Origin of the sequence: Pseudarthrobacter sp. Y6 (genome assembly GCF_050156205.1) — a bacterium.
Taxonomy (GTDB): Bacteria; Actinomycetota; Actinomycetes; order Actinomycetales; family Micrococcaceae; genus Arthrobacter.
The window spans coordinates 3,194,723-3,215,429 of the sequence record NZ_CP189574.1; the positions used below are offsets into that span (position 1 = coordinate 3,194,723).

Annotated in this window: 19 protein-coding genes and 1 pseudogene; 7 read left to right on the forward strand and 13 right to left on the reverse strand. The window is 65.7% G+C overall.

Annotated features, from left to right (window positions below):
* Positions 1-49: 49 nt before the first annotated feature.
* Positions 50-1,471, forward strand: a pseudogene (locus ACQCSW_RS15220) (AMP-dependent synthetase/ligase); the annotation flags it as partial.
* Between the two features lie 38 nt (positions 1,472-1,509).
* On the opposite strand, the gene ACQCSW_RS15225 reads toward ACQCSW_RS15220, so the two are convergent.
* Positions 1,510-2,604: a TIGR01906 family membrane protein gene (locus ACQCSW_RS15225; RefSeq protein ID WP_426987189.1), complete on the reverse strand. Its 1,095-nt coding sequence runs from the start codon at positions 2,602-2,604 to the stop codon at positions 1,510-1,512.
* Between the two features lie 123 nt (positions 2,605-2,727).
* Positions 2,728-3,720: a stage II sporulation protein M gene (locus tag ACQCSW_RS15230; protein ID WP_426987191.1), complete on the reverse strand. Its 993-nt coding sequence runs from the start codon at positions 3,718-3,720 to the stop codon at positions 2,728-2,730.
* 67 nt (positions 3,721-3,787) lie between these two features.
* Here ACQCSW_RS15230 and ACQCSW_RS15235 point away from each other — a divergent pair, with 67 nt between their 5' ends.
* Entirely contained in the window at positions 3,788-4,588 is an 801-nt protein-coding gene (locus ACQCSW_RS15235; RefSeq protein WP_426987193.1) for an RDD family protein, read from the forward strand.
* A 24-nt stretch (positions 4,589-4,612) separates the two neighbouring features.
* Here ACQCSW_RS15235 and ACQCSW_RS15240 read toward each other — a convergent pair whose 3' ends face one another.
* The 4 genes from ACQCSW_RS15240 to ACQCSW_RS15255 form a co-directional block, all read right to left on the reverse strand.
* Positions 4,613-5,851: an Ig-like domain-containing protein gene (locus ACQCSW_RS15240; protein ID WP_426987195.1), complete on the reverse strand. Its 1,239-nt coding sequence runs from the start codon at positions 5,849-5,851 to the stop codon at positions 4,613-4,615.
* Between the two features lie 63 nt (positions 5,852-5,914).
* On the reverse strand, positions 5,915-7,402 hold the full coding sequence (gene ahcY, locus ACQCSW_RS15245; protein WP_426987197.1) for an adenosylhomocysteinase: 1,488 nt from the start codon (positions 7,400-7,402) through the stop codon (positions 5,915-5,917).
* Between the two features lie 93 nt (positions 7,403-7,495).
* Positions 7,496-7,768 (reverse strand): Trm112 family protein, encoded by a 273-nt coding sequence (locus ACQCSW_RS15250; RefSeq protein WP_426987199.1) that lies wholly within the window; start codon positions 7,766-7,768, stop codon positions 7,496-7,498.
* Positions 7,769-7,846: 78 nt separating this feature from the next.
* Entirely contained in the window at positions 7,847-8,236 is a 390-nt protein-coding gene (locus tag ACQCSW_RS15255) for a DUF3499 domain-containing protein (RefSeq protein ID WP_426987201.1), read from the reverse strand.
* Positions 8,237-8,357: 121 nt separating this feature from the next.
* On the opposite strand from ACQCSW_RS15255, the gene ACQCSW_RS15260 reads away from it, so the two are divergent.
* Positions 8,358-8,873: a metallopeptidase family protein gene (locus ACQCSW_RS15260; RefSeq protein ID WP_111906290.1), complete on the forward strand. Its 516-nt coding sequence runs from the start codon at positions 8,358-8,360 to the stop codon at positions 8,871-8,873.
* A gap of 4 nt (positions 8,874-8,877) precedes the next feature.
* On the opposite strand, the gene ACQCSW_RS15265 is transcribed toward ACQCSW_RS15260, so the two are convergent.
* Genes ACQCSW_RS15265 through ACQCSW_RS15275 form a run of 3 tightly spaced genes read right to left on the reverse strand, consistent with a single transcriptional unit; the run spans position 8,878 to position 14,370 of the window.
* The gene (locus ACQCSW_RS15265) at positions 8,878-10,470 is read right to left on the reverse strand and encodes a DUF5719 family protein (protein ID WP_426987203.1); all 1,593 of its coding nucleotides are present in this window, start codon (positions 10,468-10,470) and stop codon (positions 8,878-8,880) included.
* A complete protein-coding gene (locus tag ACQCSW_RS15270; protein WP_426987205.1) occupies positions 10,463-13,795 on the reverse strand; it encodes a glycosyltransferase family 2 protein in 3,333 nt (1,110 codons plus the stop codon). The genes ACQCSW_RS15265 and ACQCSW_RS15270 overlap by 8 nt, the downstream gene beginning before the upstream one ends.
* Before the next feature lie 29 nt (positions 13,796-13,824).
* Positions 13,825-14,370 carry a WhiB family transcriptional regulator gene (locus tag ACQCSW_RS15275; protein WP_426987207.1) on the reverse strand — a complete coding sequence of 182 codons (546 nt, stop codon included), beginning with the start codon at positions 14,368-14,370 and terminating at the stop codon, positions 13,825-13,827.
* Between the two features lie 410 nt (positions 14,371-14,780).
* Between ACQCSW_RS15275 and ACQCSW_RS15280 the strand changes: the two genes are divergently transcribed.
* Positions 14,781-15,479, forward strand: coding sequence for a TIGR03089 family protein (locus tag ACQCSW_RS15280; protein ID WP_426987209.1), 699 nt, complete (start codon positions 14,781-14,783; stop codon positions 15,477-15,479).
* 100 nt (positions 15,480-15,579) lie between these two features.
* Complete coding sequence (locus ACQCSW_RS15285; RefSeq protein WP_426987211.1) at positions 15,580-15,723, forward strand: hypothetical protein; 144 nt, start codon at positions 15,580-15,582, stop codon at positions 15,721-15,723.
* A gap of 4 nt (positions 15,724-15,727) precedes the next feature.
* On the opposite strand, the gene ACQCSW_RS15290 is transcribed toward ACQCSW_RS15285, so the two are convergent.
* Positions 15,728-16,531, reverse strand: coding sequence for a response regulator transcription factor (locus ACQCSW_RS15290; RefSeq protein ID WP_426987213.1), 804 nt, complete (start codon positions 16,529-16,531; stop codon positions 15,728-15,730).
* Positions 16,532-16,786: 255 nt separating this feature from the next.
* Between ACQCSW_RS15290 and ACQCSW_RS15295 the strand changes: the two genes are divergently transcribed.
* Entirely contained in the window at positions 16,787-17,692 is a 906-nt protein-coding gene (locus ACQCSW_RS15295) for a hypothetical protein (protein WP_426987215.1), read from the forward strand.
* Complete coding sequence (locus ACQCSW_RS15300; protein WP_426987217.1) at positions 17,664-17,888, forward strand: GIY-YIG nuclease family protein; 225 nt, start codon at positions 17,664-17,666, stop codon at positions 17,886-17,888. The genes ACQCSW_RS15295 and ACQCSW_RS15300 overlap by 29 nt, the downstream gene beginning before the upstream one ends.
* A gap of 45 nt (positions 17,889-17,933) precedes the next feature.
* Here the strand turns inward: ACQCSW_RS15300 and ACQCSW_RS15305 are convergent, their stop codons facing one another.
* The 3 genes from ACQCSW_RS15305 to ACQCSW_RS15315 form a co-directional block, all read right to left on the reverse strand.
* Positions 17,934-18,827 carry a tRNA pseudouridine synthase A gene (locus tag ACQCSW_RS15305; RefSeq protein ID WP_426987219.1) on the reverse strand — a complete coding sequence of 298 codons (894 nt, stop codon included), beginning with the start codon at positions 18,825-18,827 and terminating at the stop codon, positions 17,934-17,936.
* A 32-nt stretch (positions 18,828-18,859) separates the two neighbouring features.
* Positions 18,860-19,543, reverse strand: coding sequence for a 50S ribosomal protein L17 (rplQ, locus tag ACQCSW_RS15310; protein WP_354250557.1), 684 nt, complete (start codon positions 19,541-19,543; stop codon positions 18,860-18,862).
* 77 nt (positions 19,544-19,620) lie between these two features.
* Positions 19,621-20,631: a DNA-directed RNA polymerase subunit alpha gene (locus tag ACQCSW_RS15315; RefSeq protein ID WP_056344331.1), complete on the reverse strand. Its 1,011-nt coding sequence runs from the start codon at positions 20,629-20,631 to the stop codon at positions 19,621-19,623.
* Between the last annotated feature and the right edge of the window lie 76 nt (positions 20,632-20,707).

Genomic DNA, 20,707 nt, shown 5'->3' on the forward strand with positions numbered 1-20,707 from the left:
CCTGACCAGCCGCGAACTGCGTTGAGGCAGCGGAACGGAGACGCCCCCCGTGCGAGAAGCAAGCACAAAACTCCTGGTGGAGCTGGAGCCCGGCAGCAATGTCACCGATCTCCTGCGCCAGCAGGAGGCCGCCAACCCGGCCCACGCCCTCTACGCCCGCAAAGGCACCAACGGCTGGACCGACGTTCCGGCGCAAAAATTCCTGCACGATGTCTGCGCCCTCGCCAAAGGACTGATCGCCGGCGGCCTGGAGCCGGGCGACACCGTGGCCGTTATGTCCGCCACCCGCTATGAGTGGGCGCTGGTTGACTTCGCCATCTGGTTCGCCGGCGGTGTCAGTGTTCCCATCGACGAGACCTCGACCCCCGGCCAGGTGGAGTGGATCCTGCACGACGCCGGCGCGCGGCGGGTGTTCGCCGAAGACCGCGGCAAGGTGGCGCTCATGACAGGCATCCTGGAGACCTCCGCCCTGCTCAAGGACCGGCTGGTCACCGTAGTGAGGATGGACGACGACGGTGAGGCCCCGAACCTCGCCAGCCTCTCGGCTGCCGGAATGGGCGTCACGGACGCCGAGCTGGAACGCCACCGCTCCGCCGCGGGCCTGGACGACGTCGCATCCCTGGTCTACCCCTCCGGCACCACCGGACGTCCCAATGGCTGCGAGATCACCCACGGCAACTTTGCGCTCGTGGCCGTCAACGTCGTCGCTTTTCTCCCGGAGATCCTCAAGGCGCAGAATGCACGCACCCTGATGTTCCTGCCGCTGGCCCAGGTGCTCGCCCGCGCCGCCCAGGTGGCGTGCCTCCATGCCGGTGCCACCCTGGGCCACGTCACCCGTCCTGCTGATCTGCCGGCGGATCTGGGCACGTTCAAACCCACGTTCCTCCTGGCGGTGCCATGGACGCTCGCGAAGGTCCGGGCGGACGCCGCGCACCAGGCTGCCGGGTCCGGGAAAGCCAGGATCTTCGGGGCTGCGTCAACCGCCGCCATCCGCTTCTCCACGGCACAGGACCACGTGGCCCGCGGCGGGAGCAGCGGACCCGGGCTGGCGTTGCGCGTGCGGCATGCCGTCTTTGACCGGCTGGTGTACCCGAAGCTCCGCCAGCTCCTGGGCGGCCGGGTCCGCTACACCGTATCGGCGGCCAGCCCCCTGGCCCTCGAGGACGCGCACTTCTTCCGCGGCGCCGGGATCCCGGTCCTTGAGGGCTACGGGCTGAGCGAGACAACGGCGCCCTGTACGTCCAACACGCCCGCCCGGACCAGGGTGGGCAGCGTAGGCGTCCCCCTGCCGGGCACTACCATCCGCGTGGCCGAGGACGGCGAAGTGCTGGTCAAGGGGATTGGCGTGTTCAAGGGATACCACGCCAACGGAGCCGCCAACGCCGAGGCCTTTGTGGACGGATTCTTCCGCACCGGGGACCTCGGCGAGCTGGACCCGGAGGGTTTCCTGACCATCACCGGACGCAAGCAGCAGCCCGCCAAACTAAACGGCTGAACACGGGCAGCTGTTTACAGGTGGACCTCTGCGGCGCTCGGCTCATCCTTGGCCAGGCCGCGACGGCGGCGGGTGGGCCAGGTGAGGATCAGCGTCACCAGAGCCGCCAGGAGGACCATCGCGGCAATGACAATGCCGGCATCGATCCAGAACTGGCCCGGGAACAGCCTGATGAGCGTGTCTTCCAGGGCGAACGTCCAGGAACCGCTGGCGAAGAAGATCCGGTGGAATTCGGTGAAGAACTGTTGCCAGCCGAGCACGGCCAATGCGCCGAGGCCCAGGATGATCGCCAGCGCAACAATGGATCCCGCAAACAGTCCGCGGCGCACTCCGCCGGTGCTGCGGCGGCGCAGGTACGCGATGGCGACGAGGCTGAGGACGATCAGGAGCGCTCCCCCGCCAAAGGCCGAGAGGATGACAACTTTCACGTCGGCCATGTGGCTGACTTCGCCGTCCTTGAAAAGGTCCCCGCCGCTGCGGTTGACCAGGTCGCCGAGATACCGCGGCCCAGCCCAGTTGCTGAGGTAGTCAACCGCGTAGGAGCCGTACGTCATCCGGTCGTCGGTGCTGAACCCGTACCCGTCGCCAGGAAACCCGGGCCTGTTGTACTCGGCCCACAGAAACAGCGGGCTGGTGACCGCGCGGACGGCCAGCACCAGCAGGACCACGGGGTAGAAAAGCGCCAGCAGGACTTGCCAGATGCGCGGGGCAACGGGCTTGGCGTTGGCCGCACTTTCGCGCTCCGCGTTGCGGCGCTCCACTTCCTCCTGCGGCGGACGGACCTGCAGCGCGGACGTGGGCAGCGGCTCGCTGAAGTGACCACCGTTTCGGGTGGCGCCCTGGGCGGACGGTTCTTTGCGGAGTGACTCTTCTACGGAAGGTACGGCGGGTGGTTCGACGGCGGCTTCCGCGGCTTTGCGGCCGGCGCGGCTTTCGGGCTGGGTGACACCGCCCTGCCCGGCACTACTTACTGGGGACACCTCGGGAGTGCTGGAGCCGGAGTCTTTAAGCCAAGCAAAGGCCGGCTCATCCGAGTCCGCCGAAGTATCCAGGTCCGGATCCGGCTGCGGCTCCGTGCGTTTGGCAGGGGTCGGCGAATTGTCGTTCACAGCAGCGTCACTTCCGTTGGGGTCCACGCCGCCGGCTCTGATCCGGGCAGCGCCGTGTATCTGATACCGAGCCTACCGCCCGCTCCTCCACGAGGGCGAGGAGCCACCCCGGCGCCACCGGATTCATGCGGCGATTTCGCTGTATCCAGCGTCGCCGGCCATCAAATCGCCGCGTTCACCGGCGTCATAGGCCCGCCGTCCCCACACCAGGACGTAGCCCCAGTAGGCAGCCAGCACTGCCAGGCCGATGCCGATCTTGGCCCATACCGGAAGCGGACTGGGCGTGACAAAGCCCTCCACCAATCCGGAAACGAACAGCACCAGCACCAGCCCCAGGGCCACGGTGATCAGCGACCTGCCTTCGTCCGCCACGGCCCGTCCCCGCGTCCGTGGTCCCGGGGACACCATGGCCCAGAAGATCCGCAGGCCCGCCGCGCAGGCAATAAAAACAGCCGTCAGTTCCATCAGTCCATGCGGCAGGATGTAGCTGTAAAAAACATCCTGCTCGCCCACGGCAGCGAAGACTCCGGCGGCGATCCCGACACCCTGGGCGTTCGTGAACAGGATCATGGGCACCCAGATGCCGGTGATGCCCAGGGCCACCGCCTGCGCACTGATCCAGGCATTGTTGGTCCAGACGGCCCCCGCAAACGAGGCCGCAGGATTTTCCGAATAATAATCAATGAAGTCTTCCTCGACGTACTGCCGCACCGCAGCCTCCGAGGCAACGGACCGCAGGGCCTCCGGAGAGGTCCCGATCCAGAGCGCGTAGGCGCCGGCGACCAGGACAAATGCAACGCCGCAGGCCACCGTCAGCCATCGCAGGCGGTACAGGGCTGCCGGCAGGGCAGCCACGAAGAAGCGGGCAAGGTCCGCCATCGCGTTGGACCGTGCGCCCGTGAAACGCGTCCGAGACTGGGCCAGGGTGGCGGACAAGGACGCGGAAAGGCCGCTTTCCGGGGCAATCGACCGGATGAAGGAAAGGTGGGCCGAAGTCGACTGGTAAAGGCGCAGCAGTTCATCGGCCTCTTCGCCACTGAGGCGCCGCTTATGGGCGAGCTGGTGCAGCCTTGACCACTTGTCCCCGTTCGCGGCGGAGAAGGCATCCATATCCACGGCAACAGCCTAGCCGCCATAGACTGTGAGCGTCCGCAGGATGGTTGACGAGGGATTGGGTATCCGCTTGAGTTCGATAATCACCGGCGAGGCCGTTGTCCTGGAACTGCGCCCCGCAACCTTCGCCGCCCGCGCCCTGGGCCTGCTGCTGGATGTCCTGTTCAACATCATCCTGCTGGTCCTGATCCTGCTGGGCGTCGCAGCCGCCGGCCAGGACCTGGACGAGGCGGCAATGCGGGCGCTGACGCTGGTGAGCGTGGTCTTCTGCTTTGTGATTGTCCCTGTGGCGGTGGAGACCCTCACCCGGGGGCTCTCCCTCGGAAAAATGGCGGCCGGACTGCGGGTGGTCAGGGACGACGGCGGCGCCATCCGGTTCCGCCACGCAGTGATCCGGGGGCTGACCGGATTCCTGGAAATCTACCTGACCCTGGGCGGCCTCGCCCTCGGCGTCGCCCTTTTCAACAGCCGCTCCAAGCGGCTGGGTGACATCCTCGCCGGCACCTATGCCCTGCGCCGGCGCGTGCCAGTGGAGGCACCGGTCCGCGTCTTTGTTCCCCCACAGCTTCAGGCCTGGGCCACGGCCGCAGACATCGGACGGATTCCGGATGCGACCGCACGGCAGGCCGCCCATTTCATCCGGCAGGCCGGGCGCATGTCACCGCTGTCCGCCGCCGGAATGGCCGCGTCGATCGCCACGGAACTGGCCGGGCATGTGGCCCCTCCGCCGCCCCCGGGAACCAGCCCGGACCAGTTCCTGGCGGCCGTTACCGCAGAACGCCGTCACCGCGAACTCGCGCGGCTGCAGCAGGCCCGGCGCCGGAACTCGGCCACGGCAGAACGGTTGGACCGCCTGCCGTTCGGCTCCTAGGCCTGTTCCTGGACCGAACGGTTCCTAGTTGTTGTACTCAGCCCAAGGGATGTTCCAGTCGCCATAGCCGTCGTCGACGGCGGCGTAGTCGCCTTCGGTGTTGATGATCTGAACCACATCGCCGGTGGTCATGTTGTCGAAAACCCAGGCGGCGCCGTCGGGAGCGAACCCGATGCAGCCGTGCGACACGTTCGTGTTGCCGATGTACGGGAAGGCTGACTCCAGCGCCTGGTGGATGTAGGCACCGCTCAGCGTGAGGCGGATGGAATATTCGACGTCCACTTCGCCGTAGTAGGCGGGATCGCCGGGCTTGAGTCCGATGCTGGCAGCCCGGAAGTGGTCATAGCGGTTCTTCTCCATCAGGACCGCGTAGCCACGCGCTGAAGGAAAGCGTTTGTCACCCATGCTGACCGGGAGGGTTTTCACTACCTGGTCGTTGACGCTGAGCGCGAAGGTGTGTGCGGCGGCGTCGGCGATAGCCACCTTCTTGTCGCCGAAATTGACGGTGACCTTCTTGTTGAAGTTGGCAATCTGGCCGTTGCCGAGGTCCACACCGAAGAGCTGCATGTCCATGGTGACGGTGGAGTTCGCCGCCCAGAAGGCCTCGGGGCGGTACCGGACCATGGTGTCGCTGAACCAGTGGAAGGCTCCGGCCTGCCCCGCGCTGGAGGTGATTTTGATGGCCTTCTCCACGGCATCCCGGTTGACCACCGGTTCGCTGAAGATGACCTGCAGTGGCTGGCCCACACCAACCTTCATCTTGTCCAGCGGGTAGATGGAGGCATCCGCCTCGTGCGTGCTGGAAACCGTGCTGAAGGATTGTGTGGTGCTGGTCTCCCGGCCCGCACCGTCAGTGACCACGTACGTGTAGCTGTACTCGGTGTTGAATTTCAGGGGGTCGGTTGCAGTCCAGCTGCTGCCATCCCCGGCGAAGGTCCCGTGGACTACTTCACCGGCGGTGCTGGTCAGCGTGACGCTCTCGATCCGGCCGTTGCCCACTTTGAGCGACACCGGCGTGGCCGGGTTCACCTGCTTTGCGGCGTTGGCCGGCGTGATGTCCACCTTGACCGGGGCCACCACGGGCGATGCGACTCCCGGCGCGGACCGGACTGCGGAGCTGGCTTCGGACTCCAGACCACCTCGCGCAAAACCCGGCGCGACGGCGGCGAAAACGCCGCCCGTTGCAGCAAGGACACACACGGCTGCCACCAAGAGAATTTTCTTGGCGGTCCCCCGCCGGCGTGGCTTAACAACAGGTTCCATAGTCCGATCTTAATGCTTGGACGTAACAGCCCCGGGCGCGGTCTGCACCCGGGGCATCACACGTCAGTAACGATAGTGCTCGGGCTTGTACGGTCCGGCGATGTCCAGGTCCAGGTAGTCGGCCTGTTCCTTGGAGAGTTCCGTAAGCTCCACGTCGAGGGCGTCGAGGTGCAGGCGGGCAACCTTTTCGTCCAGGATCTTGGGCAGGACATAGACCTGGTTGCTGTATTCGCGTTCGCCTTCGGGCTGGTCCCGCTTGGTCCACAGTTCGATCTGGGCGATGGTCTGGTTGGCGAACGAGTTGCTCATCACGAAGGACGGGTGGCCTGTCGCGTTGCCCAGGTTCAGCAGGCGTCCCTCGGACAGGACGATGATGGAGCGGCTGCCCTGTCCCGTGGCCGGGTCTGCTTCAAAGACCCATTCGTGCACCTGGGGCTTGATTTCCACCTTCTTGATGCCGGGGATCCGCGCCAGGCCGGCCATGTCGATCTCGTTGTCGAAGTGGCCGATGTTGCCCACGATGGCTTTGTCACGCATGCCGGCCATGTGTTCGGCAAGGATGACGTCCTTGTTGCCGGTGGTGGTGATGAAGATGTGGCCTTCGCTCAGCACTGACTCAAGCTTGGCCACCTGGTAGCCGTCCATGGCTGCCTGGAGGGCGCAGATGGGGTCGATCTCGGTGACGATGACGCGCGAACCCTGGCCGCGGAATGCCTCTGCGGCTCCCTTGCCGACGTCGCCATAACCGCAGACGACGGCCACCTTGCCACCCATCAGGACATCGGTGGCGCGGTTGATGCCGTCAGGCAGCGAGTGGCGGATGCCGTACTTGTTGTCGAACTTGCTCTTGGTGACCGAGTCGTTGACGTTGATGGCCGGGAACAGCAGCTTGCCCTGTTCAGCCAGCTGGTAGAGGCGGTGCACGCCGGTGGTGGTTTCCTCGGTGACGCCGCGCAGGCTGGCCCCGATCCGGGTCCACCGCTGCGGATCTTCCTGCAGCGAGGCGCGAAGCACGTCCAGGAAGATCCGGCCTTCCTCGGACTCGTCTTCGCCTGCCGCCGGCACAGCGCCGGCAGCTTCGAATTCAACGCCCTTGTGGACCAGCATGGTGGCGTCGCCGCCGTCGTCCAGGATCATGTTCGGGCCGAGCTTCGGATTCGTTTCCGCGCCGGGCCAGGCCAGGATCTGCTGGGCAGTCCACCAGTATTCCTCCAGCGTCTCGCCCTTCCAGGCGAACACCGGGACACCCTGCGGGTCCACTGCTGTTCCCTTGCCCACCACGACGGCCGCGGCGGCATCGTCCTGGGTGGAGAAGATGTTGCAGGAGGCCCAGCGGACCTCGGCACCGAGGGCCGTGAGGGTTTCGATCAGGACGGCAGTCTGCACCGTCATGTGAAGGGATCCTGCGATCCGGGCGCCCTTCAGCGGCTGGGTGGGTCCGAACTCCTTACGGAGTGACATGAGGCCTGGCATCTCGTGCTCGGCCAGGCGGATCTGGTGGCGGCCGGCTTCGGCCAGCGAGATGTCGGCTACCTTGTAGTCAAATGTCATGGGGTTCCTTTGCTTTGTCCGATGGCGGCGACTGCGTTGAAGCGTCTGCGAAAGCCGGCTGCTGGTGGTGGTGCGGGCTTGTCCAGGCGTTGCCTAGGCAGTACCTGCGGTTTTGTCCGTGGCGGGGCTTGGGTCCGTGGCCGGCCGGACAGCGGAATCGTGCTGGTCCGAGCCGGCAGCGGTCGCGGCCTGGAGAAGATCCGGCGGCAGCAGCAGCGGGATACCGTCCTCGATCGGGTAGCGCAGCTTCACGCCCGAATCTCCCGCCGCCGTAGTCGACACAAGCTCTTCGCCTTCCTGGACCAGGGGCGAACCGGTCACGGGACAGCGGAGGACGGACAACAGTTCAGGACTGATCTTTGGCATGATTGGTGCTCCCGACAGGGGCGCGTTCGCGCCGTTGGCTGACTGATTAGCAGGTTCCAGCCTACCGCCAGATCCTCCTCAGGAAGGTTCGCGCAGGACGCGCAGATGCCCCCGGCGGACGCCTTCCGTCCCGGCCGGGGCCTCCAGCGCTGAACGCAAGGGACGCTGGCCCGGTATGGTCTGCGACTTGGGCGGCAGTGCCGCTGCTTCGCGGACCGCGTTGGCGAGGGCCAAAAGGTCGTCTGGTCCCGGCTGCTGCGGGCTGGTCGGCATCGCCAGCCGAAGCACTTCCCAGCCACGGGGCACCGTCAGGGACCCTGCGTGCTGCTCGCACAAATCGTAACAATGCGGCTCGGCGTAGGTGGCAAGCGGACCCAGGACGGCGGTGGAGTCAGCATAGACGTACGTCAAAGTTGCCACCGCCGACTGACGGCAGGCTGACCTTGAACATTGACGGATAGCTCCCACGACATCACAGACTACTCCGTATCCCTGCTTGTTCAGAGTATTTGCCGAAACGACCGCCGCGCCCTGGCACTCAAACGGGGGTTATGTCGCGTAATTTTGCGCCCGGGCTTACAGTCAAGGTATGCAGTCATCGAACCAAGATTCAGCTTTTACGGTCCGTTTGGCTGACCCGGATGTCCGTGCCGCAGAAACGGGTTCGGGTTCGCCCGGCCGAAGCTTTGCGATGCGCCGCCGGAACCGCCACGGCCGTGGCCTGCGCGGGGAACTGGTGTTGCCAACGCACCCCGGTTATCGGACGCGGTCGGACCGCTTTGATGACATGGTTCTCGATTCCGCGCAGCGACTCCACGATATCTGGGGCAAAACGCTCGACGGCGTACGGTTTGCCGTCGACGAGATACCCCCGCAGCTGGAGCAGTTGGTGGCCGACGCCGCGCCGCCTCCCATGGGCGCTTACACTCCCGCCACAGCTGAGGAGGGCCCGGTGATCACCCTGTACCGCCGGGTGGTTGAGCAGGGTTGCGGCAGCCGGGAGGAACTCCAGGACCTGGTGCACGACGTTGTGGTGGAACACACTGCCGAAATGCTCGGCGTAGCGCCGGAAACCCTGGATCCGGTCTACCGCCGCCGGTACTGAACGGTCAGTATCCCAAGGAAACCGGTACTTTTTCCTGCCCTGAAGCGGCCGGCGTAAAGGCCACGGTGGATACGTCGTCCCGGCCTTCCTGCTGCAGGAGCAGCGCGCCGTAGGCGGCGTCACCGGACGCGGAGACAACGTAAGCCACGACTTCCGACTCCTCCACCTTGTCGGGGACCTTGATGGACGTTGTGGTGCCGCCGGCGACGTCGGCAGTGGCGGCCGCGCGGATCTTGCCATCCGCGGTGATGGCAGCATAGGAGACTGTGGCCCTGTTCTCGAGGACGCCGAACACGAGGGTTCGGTCACCGCCCTGGGGCACGGGCACCACATGCTGGCTTCCCAGCCGGACACCGGAGGCAGACCATGCGACGTCCGAGGCCTTCTCGTTCGTGACGCCCCGGGTGACCCGGGTTGCGGCCACAAAGGACACGTCCGAACTGGTGGACACCGTGTAGTGGCCGGCGGGGACGCCAGCCAGCGAAATCTCGGTGACGGACCCGGCTTTTGCCGTGACAACGCCGCCGCCGGGGAGGGCTTTCTGGCCGTCCCGGCCGAAGAGCTTGACCTCCACTACCGCGTCCGCCGGTCCCGGAACCGTGATGGCCAGCGCAGGGCCGGCGTCGCTGAAGCCGCTGTTTCCCGTGAGGGCGGAGATCGCGCCGGCGTCCTGGATGTCTACGCCGGTCATGACCTGCCGTGCTGCAGGGGCGGCCCCCGGAGCAATGAAGTCGACGCCGCCGGGCGTCAATCCCCTCAGGACACTCTGCTGGATGGCCGCGGCCACGGGACCGCCCGCGCTCCGGACATGGACCGTGAGCTGAGCTTCGCCAGGGGCCAGGCCGGCCAGGACGATTGAGCGGGTACCTCCCGGTGCGACTAGCAGACCCCTGCTGCCCGGGGCCTGGATCTGACCCTTGCTGCCGAAAAGCTCCAGGCTGACGGTGGCAGGTGTGCTTGAGGCGTTGCTGAGGACAAGGACGGATGTGCGGCCCACTGTGGTGCTGGCACCGGAGAGCCAGAGGTCGTTGGCGGGCGGCTGGCAATTGGCGGCCGCCAAGCCCTGCAGGTCACCGTCCGTGGCAGTGAATTTCATAACACCGGCGGCTGAGGGCTTCCGGCCTGCCTCGGCGTCGGCGCTCAGGAGAGTGGCGTTATCCACGCTGTGCCCGGCGAGGACACCGGCGGTCAGATCCTGGGGACCTGCCCCCTGGCCGGGCTGGCTGCCGTCCTTGGCGATCTCGACGGCGGGCGTCCCATTAAGGGCGGCGAGCCTGCTGCCGGGCAGGACACCGCCGGGGGCGCTCAGGACGGCGCCCGTGACAGTGCTCTTCGCCGTCGCGGATTCGGGGCTGAACTGGGGGTCAGTGCCCGCCTCAGTCCCTTCGAGCAAGCGGGCCGGGCCAGGACATACCCCTGCGCTGGCGCCAGCGGGAACAGCAGCCAGCACCGCCGGGATGCTGCGGCTCCCCGCCGGCTGCGGAGCGACCGACGCGGCAGCGAGTACCGCACCGGCCGCGGCCACAATCGCCACGGCCGAGACCAGGCCCGCCAGCATCTGCTTGCGCGGGGTCCTGCGGGCTGCGTCCTTATGCATTCTGGTGTTCCTTACGCAAAGATCCCTCGTCCCTCGAGAGCCCAGTGTTGGGCCGGCGCGCGGGCATGGGAATGGCGAGCATAACAGTGAGTCCGATCACCGTGATCTGTGCGATTCCCGACCACAGGGCCCAGGGGGCGTCGTAGCGGATGGTCAGGTGTCCGGCGGAGGCCGGCAAGGTGAAGGCCTGGGCCGAGCCGGACGTCGTTGCCGTGAGCTTCCGCCCGTCGAACCAGGCGCTCCATCCCGGGTCCGCCCGTTCGGCGAGCACCACCAGCCGCCCTTCCGATCCCTCGGCAACGGCGGTGTCGACGTCGTCGTACTTGGAGGGCACCAGTGCCACCGTGGCGCCGGCCCCGTCCACAATCCTGACGCGATGGGCAACGTCGGCCGGCTGCAGCACAGGCTGGTTCAGCGGCGTAATCCGCCAGAGCCAGCCGACATCCGTTTGTCCGACGGCCACGAGCCCCGGCACGGCGTCCATCCTGCTGGCCGTGAGCTGGGCGGCGGTGTCTGCCGAGCGCAGCACCACGAACCCGGCGCCGAGGCGCTCAAGCTCGGACCGGGGATCCACGCCCTGCCCGGCCACGAGCGTGGCCACCACGCTGCGGATCGACGCCGTGACGTCGTCGTCGTCCCTTACCGTCTCCTGGCCGGGCGCGCCCCGGATGTTCCGGGCCGCGGCAATCGCTGACATGCTGTCCAGGGTGGTCCCGGCGCCGCGCATCAGGGCCGCGTCAAAGGCGCCGTTCTCCTGGGTGCTGATCAGCAGCGTGCGCGTCTGCTCCGGCCCGGTGCCCCTGTCTATGGCGGTGGCGGGGAGCGTCCGTGCACTGCCTGCCTCCACCAGCCGCGGCGTACCCAGCGCAGGACCAGCCGGCACCTCGGCGGGGAGTGCTGTGACTGTGGACCGGAGCAGGTTCTGCGCCGACCACACCGCCATGCCGGCCAGCGGACCGGCCAGCAGCACCACCATGGCAAGAGCCGTCGCGGAGCGAAGGGCCACGTTCCGCCGAATGCTCGGCGAGGCTGCCCGGTCCGCTGCATCAAGCAAACGCTCGGCACCGATCAGGGCAGCCCCCAGCAGGGCGAACCCGGCGGCGGAGACGGCCGGACCGGTGAACGGTGTCACGAGGGTGTCAGCAGTCGCGCCGGTGGCAACGTGCCCTGCCAGCCAGCCACCGGCGAAGATCACCAGTGCCGCCACCCAGAGAGCACATGCCGTGCTGCTGCGCTTACCCGGGAGGAACAGGGCGGCAACGGCAAGCAGCAGGACGGGAACGGCCAGCAGCAGGGCGAGCACGAGTGCCCACGGGATAACCTGGCCGCTGAAGAATGGAAGGCCGGAAAGGCCTCCCTCGGCGGAGAACAGCAGCGGCTGTCCCAGGAACTGCTGCCACAGCGGGGCCGCCTCGAATCCCAGGGGAACACCCGGGTCTGCCAGCAATGCCCTCGGCCTGTCGATAACGGACAGGCCGAAGGGAAGAAAGAGTGCGGCGCTGGGCAACAGAGCCCACCACACCGTGCGGCCACGACGGCCAAGCATCAGCCCGCACAGCACGATAACCACAACGGCCGGGACGAGCAGTGAAGGTGCCGACGCGGTCACAACGCCCAGCGTCAACCCTGCGGCGGCAGCCGCGGTCCAGGACGGCATGCCGTTGATCCCTGGCCGTGCGGGCGGCTTTTCGGTGAAACGCCGGTCACCGGGGGACGGGACAATGAAACGCCCGTGGCCCACAGCGGATCCCGTGGCGCGCAGGAGTGCCAGGACCAGCAGCGGAATTATGACGTGGGCCACCAAGGCACCCGCTCGGCCTTGGTTCAGTGCTATCTGCAAGGCTGGAGCGGCCGCCCAGAAGAGCGCGGCAACGAGGCGGAAGCGGCGCCGGATGGTCAGGCCCCCGGCCGCAAACCACGCCGTCAGGCCGGACAGCGGAGCGGCGAGCAACAGGAGCCAGGCCATGGCCGCGTTGGCATCTCCCCCGCCGAGCAGGCCAAGGATCCACAGCACATAGCCGAAGGGGTCTCCCCTGCCCGGAAGCCCTGCCCCCAGGCTGATCCACCAGCTGGAGGCGTGGTGCCAGATTTCACCAAGGGTGGAGGACACCGGAATGAGGCCTCCGCCGGAAACAGCTTCTGCCCGGAACAGGCCGCTGAACGCCGCGAGGGAAGCCCCGGACGCGATGATGACGGCCGCGAGGGCGCCTGTCCCCACCCAACCCCGTTCGCTGGTGGTCAGCGCAGCGAAGTCATCCGATGAGTCCCCCGTCGGCTGGTCCGCCAGGGGGTCATGGACCAGGCCATCGGCCGTGGAGGTGTCGGCGCCCAGGGCCTCCATCAGGGAACGGCGGTGGTTCCAGACTTCACGACGTGGCGTCTGCAGCTTCTTGATGACGGAACGCCGGATCCGCCGGCTGTTTGCCGCGGTCCGGCGGGCCTTTGCCACGGCACCCGGCCGGGCCAGGGCAGCGAACGTGGCGACAAGCTGGGAGAAACCGTGCCCGGGGTCCTTGACTGCAATGCTGAGTACGAGTTTGAAGATGCTGCCCAGCAGCGCACCGGCTGCATGGACGGGTACCTTCCAGAGCGGGGCATGCTTGAGGCGCAGATGGACCTGCGCTTTCCGCGCCGCGGAGGCATTTCCCTGGGCATGGGGCCGGTGGGCTACGTGGAACATCCGCGCAGTGGGAACCACCACCACACGGTGCCCGGCGAGGCGGTTGCGCCAGCAGAAGTCGACGTCGTCGCCGGTGCCCGGGAGTGCGGGGTCGAACCCCTTCAGGAGCTCCCAGATATCCCGGCGGACCAGCATACCGGCCGAGTTCACCGCAAAAGTGTCGGTGCGGCCGTTGTACTGGCCCTGGTCCAGTTCGTCGGCATCGATTAGGGTAAGCCGCTCGGCCCAGCGGCTGGTGGAGAGTCCGACGTCGATCAGCCGGCGCTCGGTGTGCCAGTCCAGTTGCTTGCAGCCGGCCACGGTCACGGATGGTGCGCGTTCCACGGCACTCAGGAGTTCGGCCAGGGCCTCCGGGGCCGGGGCAGCATCGTCGTGAAGCAGCCAGACCCACTCTGTGGCGGCGCGCTGGGACTGCCCTCCCCAGGGCGCGTGCGTGTTGAGCCCGTCGCGTACGGCGCCGCCCATGCCGCTCTTGCCGTGCGGGAACGTGCTCACATTGGTTGCGCCGAAGGCCCGTTCCAAGAGGATGGCGGAGTCATCGCGCGATCCAGTGTCCACTCCGATGAGGGAGTCCGCGGGCCGGGTCTGGTCCTCGAGGGCAGCCAGGGTTCTGGGGAGATAGGCACTGCCGTTGTGGGACACCACAACGGCAGTGACGTGTACTTCCTGAAGAATTAGATTGCTCGCTTCCTTAGCCGCCGGCGCTCACGCTCGGAAAGGCCACCCCAAATGCCGAACCGTTCGTCGTTTGCCAACGCGTATTCCAGGCACTGCGACCGCACATTGCATGCACCGCAGACCTTCTTGGCGTCGCGCGTGGATCCGCCCTTCTCCGGAAAGAAAGCTTCCGGATCCGTTTGCGCGCACAATGCATCAGTCTGCCAGCCGAGTTCACCTTCGTCGTCGAAGTCCTGCCGGAACGGCAGTCCGATCCACACCGGCTGGGTGCTTGTCCCCTGCGCCGGAATGCGCAGTTCCATGGGCGGATCCAGGTCGTCATCGTCCTGGTCGTGTCCGCCGTCAAGGAGTGCTTCGTGCGCCGCCAGGAAGGCTGTGGCCTGGTCCTGGAGGGAGTCTTTGGTATTGCGGTTATAGCGGTCCGCGGCGTCAGGATCGGCAGGATCCACATACCAGTCGCTCGGTACCCCCCGTGCGCGGTATTTAGCCGTTGCCTGGCCGGCGACGACGGCATCTTCATGGATACGCTCTGCTTGCCCCACGGCGACCCTCCTGAAAGTTGCAGTCCCTGCCTGGATCCTAGGACACTCGGTTGTGTGCCTGAATTTATGCAGCGACTTTCGATATCTAATTACACGTGTGTAACTAGTGGGGAGTCAAGCCGTGGACGGGATAATAATCAACTTTCCGGGCCAATCGCTGGCACGCCACGCCCGGGAGTTTTCCGAAGGCTCGCCGCGCCGGACGTCCGACGGTCCACATCGGCGGCCAAAAGGTCCTGTTTCCGCTGAATACCGGCCAAAAATACAGGCGCAGCCCGAATAAGACAAATAAGATGACAAACTCCTGTGAGTAAAATCACAGCTCCGGCCGGATCCGCTGGGCAGTTGAAGGACTCCGCGCGCGGCTTCCCCCCAAGGACGCCCCACGGGGTCCGTGACAAGATAAAGCCATGAGTATCCCGGCGATAAATCTGATGACCACCCTGCGTTCCGGCCACGCCACGTCGCCCCGCCTGACCTGGTACGGCCCAGACTCCGAGCGAGTGGAACTCTCCGGTCGCGTGCTGGACAACTGGGTGGCAAAAACCAGCAATCTGCTGCAGGACGAATTCGACGCCGAGCCCGGCATGCGGCTGAACTTTGACCTGCCTGCCCACTGGAAGTCGATGATCTGGGCGCTGGCCGCCTGGCAGCTTGGCATGGAAACAGTCCTCGACGGCGGGGAGGCGGAGCTCCTCGTCACCGACCGGCCGGGAACCTTTGAGGGAAAGTACGACGCCGTTATCGCCGTCGCGCTGCCGGCCTTGGCGATGCGGTGGCCGGGTGACCTGCCTGCCGGAGTCATCGACTACGCCGCCGAGGTGCGCTCCCATGGTGACGTCTTTATGGCGCACACAGAACCTTCAGCTGCCGGCCGTGCCGTTCGGGCCGGAGACGGCCAGCAGCACGCCCACCAAAGCCTGATCACTGGTTTTGCTGCGTCGCACGAGGAGGGGGTCAGGCTCCTGGTCCCGGCCGAGGAAGGGCTGGAGCCGGCGCTGGCAAACTCGCTCGGGGCATGGCACAGCGGTGGCTCAGTGGTGCTGGCGCATCCCGACGTGGAACTGACGGACAAGCTGTTGGCCGCGGAACGCATCCACGGCAAATAGCTTCCTGCGTCAGGGCTGCCGGCGGCTTCCCGGGGAGTCCCTGTCCGGCAGTTCCCCGCGCTGGGCGGCGGCCGCAGCGGCCATGGTGGGCGGGATCCGGTTGTCCGTTCTGGCACAGGCGCTGGAGGACGCCATCCGCCGCAGCGACTTCGTCCAAGGCCAGGCACTGCTGACTGTCGTGTCCGAGCACGGCGTGCGTACAGTCTCAGAGCTCCAGGCGAACTACATCCTGAGAAACGATTAACCTTTCAGTGATCAGCGCACGGCCAGCCCTGCAAATCGGTCCTGTTTGGTGCGAGCCGGTAGCCCACTCCCCGCACGGTCTGGAGCCAGCGCGGTGACTGCGGATCCTCCCGGAGCTTGCGGCGAAGGTTCCCCACGTGGACTTCCACGGCCCGCTCGTCAGCCTCGCTGATAAAGGCATCGGGCTCATAGAGGTCGCCACGGACCGCACGCACCAGGTCCGACCGCGTACACACTGCCCCCTCGCCACGAAGCAGGGTATGCAGGAGGTCGAACTCGCTGCGTGTGAGCCCAAGGTTCACGTCATCAATCAATACCGTGCGGGTCCGGTAGTTCAGAACGAGCCCGTTGTGCTGGATAACGCTTGTGTGCGTGAAGAGCACCGGCGCGGCCGGAGGTGAAGCCCATGAAGCAGCCTGGGGTGGACTGGTGACCTCATGCCGCGGCCTGCGCATCATGGCCGCCACCCTGGCCCGGAGTTCACGCGGCCGGAACGGCTTGGCGATGTAGTCATCTGCGCCCGCGTTCAGGGCCGACAGCAGATCGGGTTCCTCGGTCCGGCCGGTCAGCATGACTACATAGGCATCGCTGAAGTTCCTGATCCGCCGCAGGACCTCAAAACCGTCAATGTCCGGAAGGCCGATGTCCAGAGTGACCACCTGGGCGTTGTTATGCCGCACCACCTCAACGCCTTCCCGCCCTTCGGCGGCGCTATGGACCTCAAATCCTGCCTGGCGCAACACACCCTCGAGGAGGTTCCGCACGTCGGCGTCGTCTTCAATGACTACTGCTACCCCAAGTTCTTCCATGTCTATCCCCGCTGCCAGGTGGACGAGGCCCCCATCAGCCCAGCGCTAATTCCCTCGTCCACTCCAACTCTCTATACGCTACAAGTATCAACGGCAGATGACACGCGTTCCCGCGTTTAGTTTTGGAAAGTCAATGACCATGACAACACAAACACATTAGGATTCAGAGGGTTGAGTGCTTTGCCCTTCAGGAATTCGGGTGCATAAATTCATTGGGGACGGAATGGGGACCGTCAGGAAAGTTGGAGACCCCGCATGGCTCGACGTCCCTCGCTTCGTGGAGTGGCCCTCTATTTCAAGAAACGTGGTCCCCGCACGCAGGTCGCCCTGTGCCAGCTTCCGTTGTCCCTGATTGTCGCCATCCTCGGCGTGGTGACTCCCTTTGGCGGGCCCTCGCTGCTGGCCAGCCCCCTCTACATGGCCGGACTCGCCCTTCCCCTCATTCTTTTCGTGGCCTGTTTCCTGACGCCGTGGGAGCGGATGCCACACAGCGCCTATCTGCTGATTCCGGTCCTTGACCTCCTTGCGATCGGGCTCCTGCGGAACAGCGCCACAACCCTGCTCCCGGGACTGGTGGTTCTGGTCGTTTTCCCGGTCATTTGGCTGGCCGCTTCGGGGTTGCTGGTCCGTACCAGCCTCGTACTGAGCGCCATCGGGCCGTTCTGCATCATGCTCCCCTCCGCGGCCGCAAAGTTCCCCAAGCTCACTGCGGCGGACATCACGGCCCTCGTTCTTTTCCGGCTCGTGATGCTGGCCGTTTCACTCGCCATCCGCTTCGCCAGCGTCAATATGCGCGTGCAGCAGCGTGAGCTGCAGGCTATGGGCGAGGAACTCCGGGAGCTGCTCGCGGCCAGCCGGGAACGGGAGAAACTGCTGGTGACCATCCTGGACGCTACCGACGTCGGCATTGTTGCCGTCGATTCGAACGGTGACCAACTGCTGGCCAACAACATGATGCGGTGTTGGCAGCAGACCGCCGCAGCGGCCGGCGTCGTGCCTGCCGACCACAACGAACAGCGCGTCTTCGCCCAGGACAAAATGACTCCCCTGCCGCCGGACAAACGTCCCCTCCGGCGCGCCATCGAGGTGCTCAGACGGCTCCTACTACGTGGGCAGCACGGTGAATATGGAAATGCGCCCCGCACAACATCAATCGGGTGAAGGTGCCTCCTACACGCGCCGACGAACGCCGGTGAAGCTGGTTTGGATTGAAGAGTTCAGCCGTGTTGACCAGGCGTTTGCGCGGGAGAAGCAGGTTCAAGGCTGGAGCCGCGCCAAGAGGGAATCTCTTATAAGCGGGCGATACGGCGACTTGCCAGGGCTTTCGTCCGCTCGCGGCAGGCGAACGATTCCGTAGGGTTTCGACAAGCTCGGTTTCGACAGGCTCAACCACCGGACCTGGTCAGTGCTTGCGGACTGCCCTTGTCAGTTCGGCGCGGGCCAGCATCTCGTCGTCGGACGGGTAGGCCACTTCTTCAAGGACCAGCGGGTGCGGGGCGGCCAGGACGGACTTGGCGTCCCGTTTCTTGGCCAGCAGCCGCTCATGCAGCCAGCCGGTTTCCTCGATGCCCTCGCCCACGAACAGGGCCGAGCCAACCAGTGAGCGCACCATGTTGTGACAGAACGCGTCGGCCTGGACGGTGGCCACAATGACGCCGTCTTCACCGCGATGGAACTCGAACCGCTGCAGCTCACGGACGGTAGTGGCACCCTCCCGCGGCTTGCAGTAGGACAGGAAGTTCTGTAGCCCCAGCAGCTGCACGGCGCCCGCGTTCAACAGGTCCACGTCCAGAGGGCTTTGGTGCCAGAGCGTGAAGTACCGTTCGAGCGGATCCCACAGGGCGGGGCCGTCAGCGATGCGGTAGCTGTACCGCCGCCAAAGCGCAGAGAACCGGGCATCGAACCCCACGGGCGCCAGGGACACCAGGTGGACTTCGATAGACCCGGACAGGTCGCCCAGCCCCCGGCTGAGGGCGCCACGGATCCGCCGTAAGAGCGCGACGGCGGGATCCAGTTCGTGCCCGCGCGGCAGCTTCAGCCACTCGCCCTCGGTCAGGTCCAGGTGGACCACCTGGCCCCGGGCGTGCACGCCGGCGTCGGTACGTCCCGCCACGGTGACCCGGATGGGCCGGCGGATCAACAACGCCAGCGCCTCTTCCAGGATGCCCTGGACAGTCCGCAATCCGGGCTGCACTGCCCACCCGTTGAAGGGGCCGCCGTCGTACGATAAATCAAACCGGACACGCAAAAACCCGCCGCCCCCGAAAACGGGGGCAGCGGGTTTTTGGTCGTTCATAGACATAAGTCTACTTGAGCGTCAGAGCCTGATTACTCAGCTTCGACGGCCTGTGCAGCTTCGCCACCGGCAGGCACGAAGCCTGCGGCTGCGGCGGACTCTGCAGAGTCGAACCAGACTTCAGCAACCGTGGCGTCGTACCAGCGTGAGCCGGGAACGTGGTACTTCATCGAGTCCTCGTTGCCCTTGACCTCGAAGCCCTCAGGAGCGACGTTGTCAGCCGTAGCAGGCTTGGAGCCGGCGTACTTGGCTTCAGCAGCTTCGGTCTCGGCAGCTTCAACCGGAGCTTCTTCAGCAACCGGAGCAGCCTTAGCGGCAGCCTGGGTAGCCTCGGCCACAACGGCCTGCTTGGCGGAAACCGGCTCGAGAACCAGTTCGATAACAGCCATGGGAGCGTTGTCGCCCTTACGGTTGCCGATCTTGGTGATGCGGGTGTAGCCGCCGTTGCGGTTCTCCACTGCCTGTGCAATGTCGGTGAACAGCTCGTGGACGATGCCCTTGTTGCTGATCAGGCCGAGTACACGGCGGCGGGAAGCCAGGTCGCCACGCTTGGCGAAAGTCACCAGACGCTCGGCGTACGGCTTCAGTCGCTTGGCCTTGGTCACCGTGGTGGTGATCCGCTTGTGCTCGAACAGTGCGGCGGACAGGTTCGCGAGCATAAGACGCTCGTGAGCCGCTCCGCCTCCGAGGCGCGGACCCTTAGCGGGGGTAGGCATAATAGTTTCTCCTCATATGGAAGCCAGTGGGCTGCGCACACCGTGGTGCATCCAGCCAGCCGGCCAAGATCTGTTTGTTAGAGTTCGTCGTCGCCGAAAGCGGCGTCGTCCTCTTCAATTGCTGCGGCGCGTGCTGCGAGGTCAAAACCGGGAGGCGAGTCCTTGAGGGACAGGCCCAGTTCAACCAGCTTTGCCTTGACCTCGTCAATGGACTTCGCACCGAAGTTACGGATGTCCATGAGGTCAGCCTCGGAGCGTGCAACAAGTTCACCCACGGTGTGGATGCCCTCACGCTTGAGGCAGTTGTAGGAACGGACGGTGAGGTCCAGATCCTCGATCGGCAGTGCCATGTCTGCTGCCAGGGCAGCATCCGTCGGCGACGGGCCAATCTCGATACCTTCAGCTGCGGTGTTCAGCTCGCGGGCCAGACCGAAGAGTTCCACCAGGGTGGTACCTGCGGAAGCAACAGCATCGCGCGGGGCGATGGCCTGCTTGGTCTCGACGTCGACAATGAGCTTGTCGAAGTCGGTGCGCTGCTCAACACGGGTTGCTTCCACGCGGAAAGTAACCTTCAGTACCGGCGAGTAGATCGAGTCGACCGGGATACGGCCGATCTCGGAGTCGCCGGACTTGTTCTGAGCTGCCGAAACGTAGCCGCGGCCGCGCTCGATGGTCAGTTCGAGTTCGAACTTGCCCTTCGAGTTCAGCGTGGCAATGTGCAGATCCGGGTTGTGGAATTCGACGCCGGCCGGCGGAGCGATGTCCGCGGCGGTGACGACTCCGGGGCCCTGCTTGCGCAGGTAAGCCACAACCGGCTCGTCGTGCTCGGAGGAAACCGACAGGCTCTTGATGTTCAGGATGATCTCAGTGACATCTTCCTTGACACCCGGAACCGTGGTGAACTCGTGCAGCACGCCATCGATCCGGATGCTGGTTACAGCGGCACCGGGGATGGAGGAGAGCAGGGTACGGCGGAGGGAGTTTCCGAGGGTGTAGCCGAAGCCCGGTTCCAGCGGTTCAATGATGAAACGCGAGCGGTTATCGGAGACTACCTCTTCGGAGAGGGTGGGGCGCTGTGCAATGAGCACTTAGGTTTCCTTTCGGCGAGCATCCGCTATATGACGCAACACAGGTGGTGGAAATTCGGTCTGAAGACTTAACGCG

Coding starts and splice junctions, on each gene's coding strand:
- ACQCSW_RS15240 (WP_426987195.1), bottom strand. CDS start 5,851: ATGGAACCTGTTGTTAAGCCACGCCGGCGGGGGACCGCCAAGAAAATT.
- ahcY (WP_426987197.1), bottom strand. CDS start 7,402: ATGACATTTGACTACAAGGTAGCCGACATCTCGCTGGCCGAAGCCGGC.
- ACQCSW_RS15250 (WP_426987199.1), bottom strand. CDS start 7,768: ATGCCAAAGATCAGTCCTGAACTGTTGTCCGTCCTCCGCTGTCCCGTG.
- ACQCSW_RS15260 (WP_111906290.1), top strand. CDS start 8,358: ATGCAGTCATCGAACCAAGATTCAGCTTTTACGGTCCGTTTGGCTGAC.
- ACQCSW_RS15265 (WP_426987203.1), bottom strand. CDS start 10,470: ATGCATAAGGACGCAGCCCGCAGGACCCCGCGCAAGCAGATGCTGGCG.
- ACQCSW_RS15280 (WP_426987209.1), top strand. CDS start 14,781: ATGAGTATCCCGGCGATAAATCTGATGACCACCCTGCGTTCCGGCCAC.
- ACQCSW_RS15290 (WP_426987213.1), bottom strand. CDS start 16,531: ATGGAAGAACTTGGGGTAGCAGTAGTCATTGAAGACGACGCCGACGTG.
- ACQCSW_RS15295 (WP_426987215.1), top strand. CDS start 16,787: ATGGCTCGACGTCCCTCGCTTCGTGGAGTGGCCCTCTATTTCAAGAAA.
- ACQCSW_RS15300 (WP_426987217.1), top strand. CDS start 17,664: ATGCGCCCCGCACAACATCAATCGGGTGAAGGTGCCTCCTACACGCGC.
- ACQCSW_RS15305 (WP_426987219.1), bottom strand. CDS start 18,827: ATGAACGACCAAAAACCCGCTGCCCCCGTTTTCGGGGGCGGCGGGTTT.
- rplQ (WP_354250557.1), bottom strand. CDS start 19,543: ATGCCTACCCCCGCTAAGGGTCCGCGCCTCGGAGGCGGAGCGGCTCAC.